General features: G+C 60.3%; 13 protein-coding genes. 11 read left to right on the top strand and 2 right to left on the bottom strand.

Going from position 1 to position 14,342, the window contains the following annotated elements:
- Window positions 1–342 (top strand): hypothetical protein (locus C4334_RS13070; RefSeq protein ID WP_352432532.1); only part of this gene is annotated, 342 nt, incomplete at its 5' end.
- Window positions 343–395: 53 nt separating this feature from the next.
- Here the strand turns inward: C4334_RS13070 and C4334_RS13065 are convergent.
- Window positions 396–1,529 carry a VWA domain-containing protein gene (locus C4334_RS13065; RefSeq protein ID WP_352432531.1) on the bottom strand — a complete coding sequence of 378 codons (1,134 nt, stop codon included), beginning with the start codon at window positions 1,527–1,529 and terminating at the stop codon, window positions 396–398.
- A gap of 79 nt (window positions 1,530–1,608) precedes the next feature.
- Entirely contained in the window at window positions 1,609–4,020 is a 2,412-nt protein-coding gene (locus C4334_RS13060; protein WP_352432530.1) for a M14 family zinc carboxypeptidase, read from the bottom strand.
- On the opposite strand from C4334_RS13060, the gene C4334_RS13055 reads away from it, so the two are divergent.
- The 10 genes from C4334_RS13055 to C4334_RS13010 all read left to right on the top strand — a co-directional run.
- Window positions 4,009–4,821, top strand: coding sequence for a lysophospholipid acyltransferase family protein (locus C4334_RS13055; RefSeq protein WP_352432529.1), 813 nt, complete (start codon window positions 4,009–4,011; stop codon window positions 4,819–4,821). The two genes, C4334_RS13060 and C4334_RS13055, sit on opposite strands and share 12 nt — an antisense overlap.
- 286 nt (window positions 4,822–5,107) lie before the next feature.
- Window positions 5,108–5,995, top strand: coding sequence for a UbiA-like polyprenyltransferase (locus C4334_RS13050; RefSeq protein ID WP_352432528.1), 888 nt, complete (start codon window positions 5,108–5,110; stop codon window positions 5,993–5,995).
- 293 nt (window positions 5,996–6,288) lie between these two features.
- Window positions 6,289–7,386, top strand: coding sequence for an aminofutalosine synthase MqnE (mqnE, locus tag C4334_RS13045; RefSeq protein WP_352432527.1), 1,098 nt, complete (start codon window positions 6,289–6,291; stop codon window positions 7,384–7,386).
- A 2-nt stretch (window positions 7,387–7,388) separates the two neighbouring features.
- A complete protein-coding gene (locus tag C4334_RS13040) occupies window positions 7,389–8,171 on the top strand; it encodes a class I SAM-dependent methyltransferase (RefSeq protein WP_352432526.1) in 783 nt (260 codons plus the stop codon).
- The gene (locus C4334_RS13035; RefSeq protein ID WP_352432525.1) at window positions 8,168–9,019 is read left to right on the top strand and encodes an MqnA/MqnD/SBP family protein; all 852 of its coding nucleotides are present in this window, start codon (window positions 8,168–8,170) and stop codon (window positions 9,017–9,019) included. The genes C4334_RS13040 and C4334_RS13035 overlap by 4 nt, the downstream gene beginning before the upstream one ends.
- Window positions 9,020–9,026: 7 nt before the next feature.
- Window positions 9,027–9,791 (top strand): imidazole glycerol phosphate synthase subunit HisF, encoded by a 765-nt coding sequence (gene hisF / locus C4334_RS13030; protein ID WP_352432524.1) that lies wholly within the window; start codon window positions 9,027–9,029, stop codon window positions 9,789–9,791.
- 44 nt (window positions 9,792–9,835) lie between these two features.
- Window positions 9,836–10,501 (top strand): bifunctional phosphoribosyl-AMP cyclohydrolase/phosphoribosyl-ATP diphosphatase HisIE, encoded by a 666-nt coding sequence (gene hisIE, locus C4334_RS13025; protein ID WP_352432523.1) that lies wholly within the window; start codon window positions 9,836–9,838, stop codon window positions 10,499–10,501.
- The gene (gene hisN / locus C4334_RS13020; protein WP_352432522.1) at window positions 10,498–11,292 is read left to right on the top strand and encodes a histidinol-phosphatase; all 795 of its coding nucleotides are present in this window, start codon (window positions 10,498–10,500) and stop codon (window positions 11,290–11,292) included. Before hisIE ends, hisN begins: the two co-directional genes overlap by 4 nt.
- Window positions 11,293–11,555: 263 nt before the next feature.
- Window positions 11,556–13,025, top strand: coding sequence for a TldD/PmbA family protein (locus C4334_RS13015; RefSeq protein ID WP_352432521.1), 1,470 nt, complete (start codon window positions 11,556–11,558; stop codon window positions 13,023–13,025).
- On the top strand, window positions 13,025–14,342 hold a 1,318-nt coding region (locus C4334_RS13010; protein WP_352432520.1), incomplete at its 3' end, for a TldD/PmbA family protein. The genes C4334_RS13015 and C4334_RS13010, both read left to right, overlap by 1 nt.

Below are 14,342 nucleotides of genomic sequence, written 5' to 3'. Positions count from 1 at the left end.
TTAGTCCTCGCTTTCGGTCTATTCGCCGTTCTCGCCACCGCACCGATCATCTTCATCGTCTATTTCACCTACCGCACTTATCTTGAGAAGGTCGAAACCGCAGCGGCGCAGGCCGAACAAGCTCGCCGCCACGTTGCCGAACTTTCTCGCAACACATCGCAGAGCAAGAGAAGCTGCGTCAGCAGTGCGCGCAGCTTGAAAAACTTTCCGCCCTCGGCGAACTCGCCTCCGGCGCCGCCTCAAGCGCAGTTAATGAGATGGCGTCCCAGGCTTGCGGCACGTCCCGCACGGGATGCGCCTTGTGCACCGTCGCGGCAGGAACTGAACAGCGCTTTCCGGTAACGAACGCTCTCAGGTGAGGCCGAAGGACCTCGCAAGAAAAAGAGCGCGCAAATTCAACGGTTCTTCTGCTGAGTCAAACGTCGCTTCAGGTCCGGCTCATTCGACGCTCCGCCCGACGAAAAGATATTTCCCGTTGCGCTGTAGATATAGCTATCGCGCGCGCGCACGACCATGTTAGGTCGGTTGACGCGCACAGCGATTCGGCGTCGCTCGCCCTCGCGCGGCGGATTCTTCGGGTAGTAGCCCAAGCTGTATTGACGTCGCAACTCCTCGGCGATCAAGGCAAAGGCTCGATCCAGCGAACTCGTCGAGTCGGCGTCGTACTTGCGCGCACCGGTTCGCCGGGCTAGTTCTGTGAGGTAGCGCGTGCCACGCTCGTAGTCGGCGCGGCTCGTCCCGCTTCCGCCGGGCGTCGGCCAAGGAATGGGGAACGGCCAGCCGATGATGATCGATGGACGGCGTGGCAAGGGCCATGCAACATCCTCCAACGTATCGTACTGCACGGGGTAGATGAGCGCATCCGCTTCTTCAGCATCGCGCAAGGTGCTTTCGTAGCTGGCGCGCTCGCTTGTGGTATCGACCCCGTCGGTAAACAGGACGATGGCTTTGCGCCCCTGAATCCTGTCAAACCGCCGATTAAGGATGAAGTCGATGGCATCGTAGAGTTTGGTTCCACCGCCCGTGCGCGCGCGCATGATCGCGTTGCGCAGGGTGCGCCGGTCGCTCGTCGCCTCGGCTAACACATGAACGCTGTCGTCGAATGAAACGACCATGACGCGGTCATCTGGACGCAACTGTTCGACGAAAGCGATGGCGGCGTTCTGAATCTCATCTATGCGAAAGCGCGTCGAACTGCTCGTATCGAGTAGGAGCGCGACGGTGAAAGGTTTTTCAACCGCAGCGAAGTAGGCGATCTGTTGTTCAACGCCGTTCTCGTAGATGCGAAAATCCTCTTTGCGCAGATCGGGGATGTATTTGCCGTCGCGATCCATGACGCTCACTGGAATGGTCACCAGCGTCGTGTTGATGCGGACGACGTCGTCTTCGCCGACCTCTTCGGTGCGCGGCGCTTGCACAGGCGGCTGGTTCGTCGTTCCGACGCGCCGCGGTCGCGTCTGCGCTGCGAGAGGCACGACCAGCCAAGCCAAGAGCGCAAACGCTAGCCATTTGGCGATGAGATATTTCATGGTCGCGTCTCCTTCGGCGTCTTCGAAGGCGGGATGCAACCTATTTGATGCCGCACGCGCCGAAGAGATGCCCGCAGCCCTACTCTGCGCTGGCCGACATGATCGCGTTGAAGATGAAGGGGAAAGTCCCCCATGTCTGTCCTCTGTGTTGCGGTCGGAAACCGAAGAGGATGACGCGCCCGCGTCCGAGCGTCGCTTCGACGAGCGCGGCTTTCCCGCTTATCCGCTCTTCGCCAAGCACCCAACCCGAACGAAGCACGTTCTCCGTCGCGTATCGCGCCACCGTGTGCGCGCGCTGCGGGTCGGTCACCTCGAAAGCGGCGCTGTTGATGAAATAAGCGTCTGTGCGCGACGAAAAGCCGCGCGCTAGCGGGTGCGTCGTGTCAACTTCGAGCGCGAGGATCGATCCCGGACAGTAGAATTCGGAAGAGCGTACGCCTTCGAGCACGTTGCGCACCGGTAGACCGAATCGCTTGATAGCCAGTTCGGTTGCCGCATCGAAACAGATCAACACGCCTCCCGCCTCGACGAAGCGGCGTAAATTCTCCACTCCCCGTTCCGTGATGCCGCCAGCGTATTCCGCCGGGTAACGCTCCGGTGAGTTCCCTTCGACGATTTCACGCACGCGCATTGAAGGGAGGATGATGACGTCGTACTTGGCGCGAAGGTTCGCTTCGGAACGCAACTCCGCATCGCGGATGGATGCGTAGGGAATGTTGAACGTGTCGAAAACGAAGCGCGTCCATCCTTCATCCATGGATGCGGTCCAACTCTTGTAAAGCCCGACGCGCACCGGGCGCGTGATGGGATTGCGGATCGGCGACCGACCTTGATCTACACGCGGCGGCAGAGCGAGATCGCGTCTGACGTCCGCTTCACCTAGGACCAACGTCAGGCGCCGCTCGCCCTCCGATTCTCGAATGCTAGCTATCGGAAGATATTCCAGTCCCATCTGCATCGGCAACGTCCATCCGGCGACATCATATGGGCGCTCAGCCTCGCCATTGGGCAAGCGCCTATTCGGGTAACGCTGCGGTTCGAAAAGCGCCTGCACGTTGGCGCGTCCCGGTTGACGCAAGAAGACGATGTAACTTCCAGTCGGCACTTCTCGCTCCCTAGAAGCTGCGACTGCAACATGCAGCTCGCGATCCAGCCGATATACTTCAACGCCCTGTTCCGTCAACGTAGCGATCAATTTCGCTAAGCTCTCGTCGCGCCCCTGTCCTGCCGGGATCAGGTAAGCGATGGGCGCGTTCTCCGGCAAGGCGAGAGCGCGCCGCCCGAGTTCGTAAAAATTGCGCAAATAGCGTTCGCGGTATTTGGCCGCCATGGTCAGCACGGCGCGCGCGGCGATCAACTCCATCTGCATGATGTCGCGCGGGCGCCATACGCCGCCCAGCCAAGGATCAGGGAAATTGGTTCGCGCTTCGAGCGCCGATTCCATTCCGCGCGTGCGCGCCTGAGCTAGTTGCTCGCGCGTCACCGTCACGGGCGACATCAAGCGCGCGCTCGCCGCTTCCGACAAGACGCCGATGGAATTGTGATAATAAGGGGCCGTGCGAAATCCGCCGTGCCACCACGTATCGTACATCGCATTGGTAATCACGCCGCGGAAGCCAGCTGCCTGAAGATCGGCAGCGATCTTGTGACCGATGAGGCCGACCTCGCGCAATAGCAGCGGCGCGATGTGCGGATTGAAAGGATCATAGAAGGGCGGAACGAACATGCGCGATCCTGTCATTCCCTGTTGATGTACATCGTAAACGATCTGCGGGAACCACTCTCGCCAGAAAAGGCGCGTCACCAGTTGCGTTTCGCGCAAATTGAGCATGAACCAGTCGCGGTTGTTGTCGTGTCCCGCGTAGTGGTGGTATAGCTCGGGCGGTTCCGTCCCTTCGTACGGCGTGTTCAACGTCCGGCGGTACCAGTTCGCGACGATGTCGATGCCGTCGGGATTGGCCGAGGGGATGAGAATGAGAATGACGTTGCGCAGCACTTCGCGTGTTTGCGCGTCGTCCGCGGTGGCAAGCTCGTAAGCCAACTGCATGGACATCTGTGAAGCGACGATCTCCGTTGAGTGGATCGAGCAGGAGATGGCAACCACAACGCGCCCTTCCTGCACGAGACGGTCGCGTTCGCGTTCGTCGCGCTGCAACCGCGGATCAGCCAATCGCCGCTGGATCTCTTGGTACTTAGCGAGTTCTCGTATATTCTCCGGGGCGCTGATGAAGGCGACGATGAACGGACGCCCGAGCGTCGTCGTCCCGAGTTGGCGCACGGTGACGCGGTCGCTGGCGCGATCAAGCCGGGCAAAGTAATCTGTGATCTGTCGCCAGTCGGCGATGGTGCGATCGTCGCCGGGCACGAAGCCGAGCGCGCTGCGCGGCGACGGCACGTCGGCCCTTCCTCCTTGAACGCGAGCGGCAGCGCCGACGAGCGAGAACGCAAAGACGAGCGAAAGAGCGACGAGTGCTGGACGATGCAGAAACATCCCGATGTTCCTTCCGAAGAAACGGTTGATGGAGCCGCGTTCGATCAAGAGCGTGCGCGCGAGTTTACCACAAATTGGGCGCGGCGTCTGCGGGGGAAGCTCTTCTATTGGTGGTCGCTCTTTGTCGCCGCCGCGCTGCTGTTGATCTTCGGGCCACCGGTGCTTCTAGTCTCGCTGCTCGCCAACCGGCCCGAATGGATTTACCCGTGGGCGCATTGGGGCGCGCGCAACTGGTTGCGCTTGAGCGGGGTGGAGGTCATCGTGCGCGGTCGAGAGCAGCTCGATCCAAACCAGACCTACATCTTCATCTCGAACCACCGTTCTTATCTCGATACCGCGACGCTCTTCTGCTATGCGGGGCGCCCGATCGGCATCCTCGCCAAAAAAGAGTTGACCAAAATTCCCATTCTCGGACAAGGAATGATCTACGTCGGCGTGGTGCCGATCGACCGGTCTAATCGCGCGCGCGCCATCGAGACTTTGCGCCAAGCGACGGCCAAGGTGCGCGCTGGTCAATCCTTCGGTATCTTCGCCGAAGGGACGCGGGCGCTGCCCGGGCAATTGCTCCCCTTTAAAAAGGGGCCGTTCTACATGGCGATCGAAGCGGGCGTGCCCATCGTGCCGATCGCCATGAAGAACACGGATCAACTGATGGGCAAAGGGACGGGCATGGCTCGGCCCGGCACCATCGAGATGGTCTTTTTGCCGCCGGTAAGCACGCAGGGACTTTCAACCGAGGAGGATGTTGAAAGGTTGGCCCACCACGTGCGCGAGATGATCGCTGAAGAGCTGCGACGCTGAATCGCTCCGCCAAACGACCCCCTCTTTTCTATAAGAAACGCCGAAGAGCTTTCACCGTTCCGCGTCTTTGCCGAAGAGCTATTTGTCGAGCCTCGCATCAAAGAACGACGCGCCTCGACCATCTGTCGAGTTCAAACTTCAACGTTTCGATGAACGACGTCTGCTCAACTAACGAAAGCGGGGCAACCAGAAACGAGTCTTCTCTTCGACGTCCCGCCGACTCGGTTGGGGGAAGACGCCGAGCTTTGCTTTCCGTTCGCAGATAGGCGAAAATAGCCCATGTGAGATGATGCACAAACTCTCCGCTATGAGCGCTCCAACCGAAAGCTTGCGCGCGACGCTCGCGATGATCAAGATCGAGCACACGCTCTTTGCGCTTCCGTTCGCCTTTCTCGGTGCGGTGCTCGCCGCTGGCGGCGCTCCCACGTCATGGCAAGCCTTCTGGATCACAGCGGCGATGGTGGGAGCGCGCTCATGCGCGATGACGTTCAACCGCATCGTCGATCGCCAGTTCGATGCGGCCAACCCGCGCACGCGCTCGCGTGAGATCCCGACCGGGCGCGTGTCGTTGCGGTTCGCTTACGCCTTCACGGCTGCTTCAGCGGCCCTTTTTCTACTAGCCGCAGCGATGCTCAACCGCTTAACCCTGCTGCTTGCGCCCATCGCACTGGCGAGCGTGCTCGTCTATTCTTACACCAAACGCTTCACGTCGCTTTCGCACATCGTGCTCGGTTGGTGTTTGTCGATCGCGCCGACCGGCGCATGGATCGCCGTGCGCGGCGCGATCGACAGCGTTGTACCGCTCGTCCTTTCGCTTATCGTGCTTTTGTGGACCGCTGGCTTCGACGTGCTCTACGCTTGCCAAGATTACGACTTTGACCGCCGCGTTGGACTTCGTTCCATTCCGGCGCGCGTCGGCATCGCACGTGCGCTCTGGATCGCGCGCGCGCTTCACCTCGCAGCTTTCGCCGCGCTCGTCGTACTATATCGCTTGACCAATTTGGGCACGCTCGCGCTCGTCGGCGTGATTGCGACGGGCGCACTGCTCATCTATCAACATCGGCTCGTGCGCGCGGATGATCTGAGTCGGCTGAACGCGGCCTTTTTTACGACCAACGCCTTTGTCAGCGTGATCCTTTTCATCACGTTCGGCGGCGCGGTATTTTTGCGATGAGGCAAACGCTCAACGCAGAGAGCGAGGCGAATCGGCTGCAAACGCTACGCGATGCCCAAGGGGATCGAAAACGGGACGCTGCTCCTTGGAGGTCCGCCATGCGGAAATCGCAGTGGGATTTCAGACCGGATCGCCGATCTTGTCGAGCACTGGAGATCCGAAAGGGAGTGCCGCGAAACACTCGTTGACATTTTGGACGACTTCTTTTTCGGGGAACTGGCGAAGCGCCGGTTCATTCCGAGCGCAAGGAGGCTCTGGGAAGATTGAACATGAATTTCTCACATGATCCCAAGATGAATGAAATCGCCGCCAAAGTGGAAGCGGGCGAGCGTCTCGCTTTTGAGGATGGGCTTGCGCTGTTCGCGACCGATGACTTGACGGCGCTCGGCAAGTTGGCCGATCGCATGCGGCGCAAACTTCACGGACGCCGCACATATTTCAACGTCAACCGCCATTTCAACCCAACCAACGTCTGTTACGTTGACTGCAAGTTCTGCAGTTTCTACCGCAAGCCGCGGGCGGCCGATGCTTATACGCACAACATCGAAGAAGCGGTGCGGATTGCGGGCGAAGCCGTGCGCGAAGGCGCAACAGAGCTGCACATTGTCGGCGGGTTGAACACGAAACTGCCCTTCTCCTATTTCACCGACCTTCTGTCGGCGATCAAGCGCGCCCATCCGCAGCTTCATTTGAAAGCTTTCACGATGGTTGAATTGGACCACTTCGCCCGCTTCTATAAGATGTCAGACGAAGAGGTGATCGTGAGGTTGAAGGAGGCCGGCATGGATTCGTGTCCTGGCGGCGGCGCGGAGATCTTTCGTGAGCCGACCCGCTCGCGGCTTTGCGCTCACAAGTGCGATGCGGATCGCTGGTTGGAGCTTTCGGGCAAAGTGCACGCTTTTGGCATCAAGACCAACGCCACCATGCTCTACGGCCACATCGAATCGGTAGAAGATCGCGTCGATCACTTGCTTCGTCTGCGCGAGCAGCAGGATCGCTCAGGCGGCTTTCAATGCTTCATCCCGCTCGCCTTCAATCCCGAAGGGACGCAGCTTGCGCATCTGCCGGGACCGTCCGGCATCGATTCGCTCAAAACCATCGCCGTCTCACGGCTCATGCTCGACAACTTCCCGCACATCAAAGCTTATTGGGTGATGCTCGGGAAACGCCTCGCCCAAGTCGCGCTCCACTACGGCGCAAACGATTTGGACGGCACGATCACCGAAGGGAGCGAACTGACCGAAGCTTATTCGGTAGAGGTGAACCACGAGGTCAAGATGAGCAAGCGCGAGATCATCGCGCTTATCGAAGAGGCTGGATTCGAAGCGGTGGAGCGCGATACGCTCTACCGTCCGGTTAACGAAGAACGGTTCGCCGTGGAAACGGTTTGAAGATGCCCGTCGAGCCTTTGGATGAGCTTCCGACGGCGGCGCGCTTTTCGCGCCGCGTGCAAAATTACGCCCGCTACCGGCCCAGTTATCCACCAGCGCTCCTGCAGTTGATGCGCTCCGAGATGGGTCTTGAGCCGACTTGCGTGATCGCCGATGTCGGATCAGGGACGGGCATCTTGTCGGAGATCTTCCTTCGCCACGGCAACGCTGTCTACGGTGTCGAACCGAACAGCGAAATGCGGCGCATGGCGGAAGAACTGCTGCGCGACTATCCGCGGTTCATCAGCGTGGCTGGCACAGCCGAAGCGACAACGTTGCCTGCAGCGAGCGTCGATTTCGTCACCGCCGGGCAATCTTTCCACTGGTTCGACCACGTGCGCGCCCGTGCCGAGTTCGCACGCATTCTGCGCCCCGGCGGTTGGGCGGTGCTCGTTTGGAACTTCCGAAAACGCACGGGCAGCCCATTTCTGGCAGCTTACGATCGCCTGCTTCGGCGTTTCGGGACCGACTACGAAAGGGTCGAAGCGGAAAGCTCCGCCGAAGGCGAGCTTCACCGCTTCTTCGGCGGCGAATTCCGCGCGGCCACTTTCGCCAATCAGCAAACGCTTGACTACGACGGATTGTGCGGCAGACTTCTTTCGGCCTCCTACATCCCGCTTGAGGATGATCCGCGTTTCGCCGCGATGATCGCCGAACTTCAGCGTACGTTCGCCGAGCATCAAGAGAACGGCACGGTCCGAATCGAGTACGAAACGAAGGTTTATTACGGTCACGTTCAAACATGAGTCACCAACAGACACGAACCATCACCGTCGCGCATTCGCCCGATTCCGATGACGCCTTCATGTTCTATGCGCTAGCGACGAACAAAATCGACACGGGCGAACTGCGTTTCACGCACGTTTTGAAAGACATCCAGACGCTGAACGAAAGCGCGCGGCGCGGCGAATACGATGTCACGGCGATCAGCTTTCACGCCTACGCTTACATCGCCGACCGCTACGCGCTTCTTCCCTGCGGCGCCTCCATCGGCGAGCGTTACGGGCCGATCGTCGTCGCGCGCGAGCCGTTGCCGCCGGAAGAGATCGGACGACGCAAAATTGCCGTGCCGGGGACGTTGACGAGCGCCTTTCTCGCGCTGCGTATCTTCTCGCGCGAGTTCGCCTACGAGGTCGTTCCCTTCGACCGCATCATTGACGCCGTGCGCGACGGCAGATGCGATGCCGGTTTGCTGATCCATGAAGGACAACTCTTCTACAAGAAACTCGGGCTACACAAAGTCATCGATCTCGGCGAATGGTGGTACGAGCGCACGGCACTGCCGCTGCCGATGGGCGGCAATGCCGTGCGCCGCGATCTCGGTCCCGAGTTGATGCGCCGCATCGCGCGCTACTTGCGCGCGAGCGTCCGCTACGCGCTCGAACATCGCGAGGACGCGCTTCGCTACGCGATGAACTTCGCGCGCGACATGGATGAGGCGCTGGCCGATGATTTCGTTCGCCTGTGGGTCAACGACTGGACGCTTGACTACACGGCGCGCGGGCGCCAAGCTGTCCAACGTCTTCTCGACGAAGGCGCGGCGTGCGCCATCATTCCGCAGCGCGTCGTCGCTGACTTTGTCGAGGCTGAGTGAACCTTCGATGCTGGCCAAACGCATTGTCCCCTGCTTGGATGTGGACGCCGGGCGCGTCGTCAAAGGCATACGCTTTTTGTCGCTGCGCGATGCGGGCGACCCGGTCGAACAGGCGCGGCGGTACGACGAACAGGGCGCCGATGAACTCGTCTTCCTCGACATCACGGCCTCAGCCGACAAGCGCGCCATCGTCGCCGACCTCGTGCGCCGCGTCGCCGACGAAGTCTTCATCCCGTTCACGGTGGGCGGCGGATTGAATTCGGTGGAAGATTTTCGCGCTGTGCTGCGCGCCGGAGCCGACAAGGTTTCCATCAACACGGCGGCGGTGCAACGCCCCGCGCTCATCAGCGAAGGCGCAGAGGTTTTCGGCAGCCAATGCATCGTCGTCGCTATCGACGCGCGCAGGCGAGACCCGCAAGATCACCGCCGTGGCTGGGAAGTCTTCACACACGGCGGACGGCGCGCCACCGACCTTGACGCCGTGGAATGGGCCGTGCATGCCGAAAAACTGGGCGCAGGCGAAATACTGCTGACGAGCATGGACCGTGATGGTACGCTCGATGGGTATGACGTGGAACTGATCCGCGCTGTGTCCCAAGCGGTGCGTATCCCTGTGATCGCTTCGGGCGGCGCCGGTCGCCCCGAACATTTCTACCAAGCTTTGACCAACGGAGCGAGCGCGGCACTGGCTGCCTCGCTCTTTCACTTCGGCGAACTCAAGATCGCCGACCTAAAGGACTATTTGCGCGCGCGCGGCGTCGTCGTGCGCTAGCGAGACGCTGAAAATCAACCGACTCACCGAAAATCGGCGAAGAGATGATGGACAAAGAGGATCTCAAATACGATGAACGCGGGTTGATCCCGACCGTGGTCCAGGATGCCGAGACGCAAGAGGTTTTGACGCTCGCCTACATGAACCGCGAGAGTTTGCGAAAGACGTGCGAAACGGGCGAGACGTGGTTCTGGTCCAGATCGCGCGGCGAACTGTGGCATAAGGGGGCGACATCGGGCAACACGCAGCGCGTCGCGGAAATAATCGCCGATTGCGACAAAGATGCGTTGCTCGTGCGCGTTCATCCAACCGGACCGGCTTGCCACACCGGGCAACGCTCATGCTTTCATCACCACCTCGTAAGCAACGGCGCAGAGAACCAACCGACCATCGGTTCGATGCTGGAGAAGCTCTACGCAGTCATCGCTAGTCGCAAGCGCGAGCGACCGACCGGATCTTACACGACCTATCTCTTCGAGCGAGGACTCGACAAGATCCTAAAGAAGATCGGAGAGGAATCGGCAGAAACGATCATCGCGGCGAAGAACGGCGTTCGCCAACAGATCGTACTCGAAACCTCTGACCTTCTTTATCACCTTTTGGTGATGCTGGTCGAATGCGACGTTTCGCCGGATGAGATTGCCGAAGAGCTTGCCCGCCGCGCCAAAGCGAGCGCACAGAAAGAGACCAAGGCGGAGCGATCGACATGAACGCCGCTGAGCTTGAAAACCTGTTGGGATTCGCCGTCGCCGCAGCGCGCGCGGCGGGCGATGTGACGTTGAAGTACTTTCAGCGCGTGACGGCCGAACGCAAAAGCGATGGATCTTTCGTCACAGCCGCCGATCGGGAAGCTGAAAGGTTGCTGCGCGAACGCATTGAAAGCCGCTTCCCCGATGACGCCATCATCGGGGAAGAAGAAGGCGCGCGTCCCGGAAGCACGCGCCGACAATGGGTGCTCGATCCGCTCGATGGGACATACTCTTTCGTTCACGGCGTACCGCTCTACGGCGTGCTCGTCGCGCTTGAGGAAGCTACGGAACCGATCCTCGGCGTGGTTCACCTGCCTGCGCTTGGCGAGACCGTTTATGCCGCACGCGGCCTCGGTTGCTTTCGGAACGGCGTGCGCGCGCGCGTCTCGACCACGTCGCGTCTTGAAGACGCGTTGCTTTTGGCGACCGACTTCGGCGTCTGCGCCCAGCACGGCAAGGGGCGCGCCGCCGAAGAACTCCAACGTCAGGCCAAAGCGCGTCGCACATGGGGCGATTGTTACGGCCACGTGCTCGTCGCCACTGGTCGTGCCGACATCATGCTCGATCCGATCATGAACCATTGGGATTGCGCGGCGCTGCTTCCGATCCTGACCGAAGCGGGTGGGACCTTCACCGATTGGCGCGGGCAGCAAACGGCGCGCGGCGGCGAAGCTCTTTCGACCAACGGCGCGCTCTTCGCCGACGTGATGGGAATAATTCAAGCGTGCCGGAAAGACGGCGAAGAGATTTAACCCAGACCCTCGAGAAAGCGCCATTCGACCGAACGGTCAACTCGAAAAGCGCAAAACGACGAGGCTCTTTCTTCAACCGATCGGTCAATACCGCCTCGCTAGGGAACAGGGCGTCCGTCCTCTTTGAGAGCCTAGATTAATCCGTTTGACGTCTAGCCGACCCGCAGCACGCTTCAAGGATTGCTTTCCGCGTGAGAACTTGTCTTAAAATAGACGCGCCTTACGAGCTTGGAAGAATCCTTGTGTTTTTCAGGAGCGATCCGATGAAAGAACTTGCCGACGTGGCGCTCGACGCTGCGCGTCGTCGCGGGGCGTCCTACGCGGACGTGCGCTTGAGCCGCAACACGACCGAGGTAGTCAGCACGCGTGAACGGCGCGTCGAAAACGTCGCGAGCGCTGACTCGAACGGCTTCGGCGTGCGCGTGCTGGTTGATGGGGCGTGGGGCTTTGCCGCGTCCAACAAGGTGGACAAAGCCGAGATCGAAAGGGTGGCCGCGCGCGCAGTCGAAATCGCCCGCGCCAACCGCGCCATTCAACGGCGACGCATCGCGCTCGTGCCAACCGAGCGATACCCAAACGCCCGCTGGTCCACGCCTGTCGAACGAGATCCCTTCACCGTCCCTCTTTCGGAGAAAGTGGACCATTTGCTGAAGATCAATGAAGCGGCGCTTGGCGTGCGCGGACCTGGTCCGATCTTCGTCAGCTCGCGCATGATGTTCGTCAAAGAGGAGAAGTATTTCGCTTCAACCGAAGGCTCATACATCGAGCAAACGCTGATCCGTTCATGGCCCTCTTTCACCGTCACTTCGGTCAATTCGCGCACAGGCAATTTCGAACAGCGGGCCAGTTTCGGGTCGCCCGTTGGCAAAGGGTACGAAGTGGTCGCCGAATACAACTTGATCGAGGAGGCGCCCAAAGCGGTCGAGCAAGCGATCAAAAAGCACGAGGCCAAGCCGGTCGAACCGGGGCGGCGTGATCTCGTGCTTCATCCGACCAACCTCTGGTTGACGATTCACGAATCGATCGGCCATCCGACCGAGCTGGACCGAATTCTCGGTTACGAGGCGAATTACGCCGGAACATCTTTCGTCACGCTCGCCATGCTCGGCAAGTTCCGTTTCGCTTCTCCAGTGGTCAACGTGCGCGCCGACAAGACGCAACGTTTCGCGCTCGCCACCTGTGGCTGGGATGATGATGGCGTAAAGACGACCGAATGGGATCTTATACGCGAAGGGATCCTCGTCGATCTGCAAACCGTGCGCGACAATGCGGCAGTGATCGGGCATCGTCGGTCGCATGGTTCGTCGTACGCTGAAAACTGGGGCGCCATCGCTTTTCAGCGTATGCCCAACGTCAATCTTCTGCCCGCTTCCGGCAATCAGCGCATCGGGATCGAAGAGCTGATCGCCGATGTCGAAGATGGCGTGTATATCGAAGGCGACGGCTCCTATTCGATCGATCAACAACGGTACAACTTCCAATTCGGCGGACAGGTCTTCTGGGAGATCAAGAAAGGGAAGCTGGGCAGCATGCTGCGCGACGTCGCCTACCAAGGACGCACGCCAGATTTTTGGAATTCGTGCGATGCCGTCGGCTCGCGCGACTTCTACATGCTGGGCGGCGCTTTTTACGACGGTAAAGGTGAGCCCGGTCAATCCAACGCCGTTTCACACGGCTGCCCGCCAGCCCGTTTCCGCCGCGTGAACATCATCAACACGGGGAGGAGAGTCTGATGCTGACGCCGAACGAAGCAAAAGCATTGCTCGATAAAGCCCTATCCTTCTCAAAGGCTGACGAGATGGAAGCCGTGCTGCGCGGCGGTCGCAGCGCCTACACGCGCTTTGGCGCAAACTCCGCTAACACGAGCGGCGACCGCGAAGACCTCGTCGTCGTCGTCCGTGCGCACATCGGGCGTCGAAGCGGCACAGCCTCCACCAACGCAACGGATGCGCGAAGCCTTGAACGAGTGGTCCGGCGCGCTGAAGAGATCGCTCGTTTGCGCCCCGAGGATCCCGAACAGATGCCCTTCGTCGGCAAGCAGGATTACGCGGAGATAAGCGATGCATTCGATCGAGCGACCTACGAGGCCGATGCTGCCGTGCGCGCCAAAGGCATTGCGGCGATCATCGATCCAGCACAAGCGCGCAGCCTCGTCGCCGCTGGTTTGTTCGATCACGCCGGAGCTTTTGAAGCGCGGGCCAACACGCGCGGCAATTTCGGTTATCATCGGTCATCGTTCACCTCCTTGACGACCACAGTGCGCACGCCTGATGGCACGGGATCAGGTTGGGCCTCCAACATCTCGCATCGCTTGCGCGACATCGACGCGCAAACGGTCAGCGCACGCGCGTTGGAAAAGGCCGAACGCTCCCGCAATCCGGTGGCGCTTGAACCGGGCAACTACACGGTCATCCTCGAACCCAACGCCGTCGGCGACCTGCTCGGCTTGATGATGAGTTTCTTCAACGCGCGTGCTGCCGACGAAGGACGCTCCTTCTTCTCGCGCAAAGGCGGCGGCAATCGCATTGGAGAGAAGATCTTCGATGAGCGCGTTCACATCTATACCGATCCACAGTACGCAGCCGCGCCCGGAGACCCGTTCGATGACGAAGGGCTGCCGACAAAAAGGATCGATTTCGTCCGCCACGGCGTGCTCGAAAACCTTATCTATTCACGCTACTGGGCGAAGAAAAAGAGCGAAGAGACCGGGCGTCAGATCGATCCAACGCCTGAACCGTCCAACATCATCATGGCAGGCGGCAACGCGACGCTCGACGAGATGATCCGTTCGACCGAGCGCGGCATCCTCGTGACGCGCTTCTGGTACATCCGTCTGGTCGATCCGCGGGCGATACTCTACACGGGGCTGACGCGCGATGGGCTGTTTCTAATCGAAAAGGGGCGGATCAAAACGGCGATCAAGAACTTCCGCTTCAATGAATCGCCTGTCAAAATGCTACGCAACATCGAGGCCATGTCGGCGCCAGTGCGTATCGCCGGCTCGGAACGCATCGGCGCCGCGCGCCCCGTTCTCGCACCCGCGCTCAAGG

It is taken from the genome of Pyrinomonas sp., assembly GCF_040289685.1.
Classification (GTDB): Bacteria; Acidobacteriota; Blastocatellia; order Pyrinomonadales; family Pyrinomonadaceae; genus Pyrinomonas.
Note: the sequence above shows the minus strand (reverse complement) of the source record. Positions and strands in the feature narration are given on the sequence as shown.

Excerpts from the sequence above, each read along its gene's own strand:
- C4334_RS13065 (WP_352432531.1), bottom strand. The coding sequence starts at position 1,529 with ATGAAATATCTCATCGCCAAATGGCTAGCGTTTGCGCTCTTGGCTTGG.
- C4334_RS13055 (WP_352432529.1), top strand. The coding sequence starts at position 4,009 with ATGCAGAAACATCCCGATGTTCCTTCCGAAGAAACGGTTGATGGAGCC.
- C4334_RS13060 (WP_352432530.1), bottom strand. The coding sequence starts at position 4,020 with ATGTTTCTGCATCGTCCAGCACTCGTCGCTCTTTCGCTCGTCTTTGCG.
- C4334_RS13050 (WP_352432528.1), top strand. The coding sequence starts at position 5,108 with ATGATGCACAAACTCTCCGCTATGAGCGCTCCAACCGAAAGCTTGCGC.
- mqnE (WP_352432527.1), top strand. The coding sequence starts at position 6,289 with ATGAATGAAATCGCCGCCAAAGTGGAAGCGGGCGAGCGTCTCGCTTTT.
- C4334_RS13040 (WP_352432526.1), top strand. The coding sequence starts at position 7,389 with ATGCCCGTCGAGCCTTTGGATGAGCTTCCGACGGCGGCGCGCTTTTCG.
- C4334_RS13035 (WP_352432525.1), top strand. The coding sequence starts at position 8,168 with ATGAGTCACCAACAGACACGAACCATCACCGTCGCGCATTCGCCCGAT.
- hisF (WP_352432524.1), top strand. The coding sequence starts at position 9,027 with ATGCTGGCCAAACGCATTGTCCCCTGCTTGGATGTGGACGCCGGGCGC.
- hisIE (WP_352432523.1), top strand. The coding sequence starts at position 9,836 with ATGATGGACAAAGAGGATCTCAAATACGATGAACGCGGGTTGATCCCG.
- hisN (WP_352432522.1), top strand. The coding sequence starts at position 10,498 with ATGAACGCCGCTGAGCTTGAAAACCTGTTGGGATTCGCCGTCGCCGCA.
- C4334_RS13015 (WP_352432521.1), top strand. The coding sequence starts at position 11,556 with ATGAAAGAACTTGCCGACGTGGCGCTCGACGCTGCGCGTCGTCGCGGG.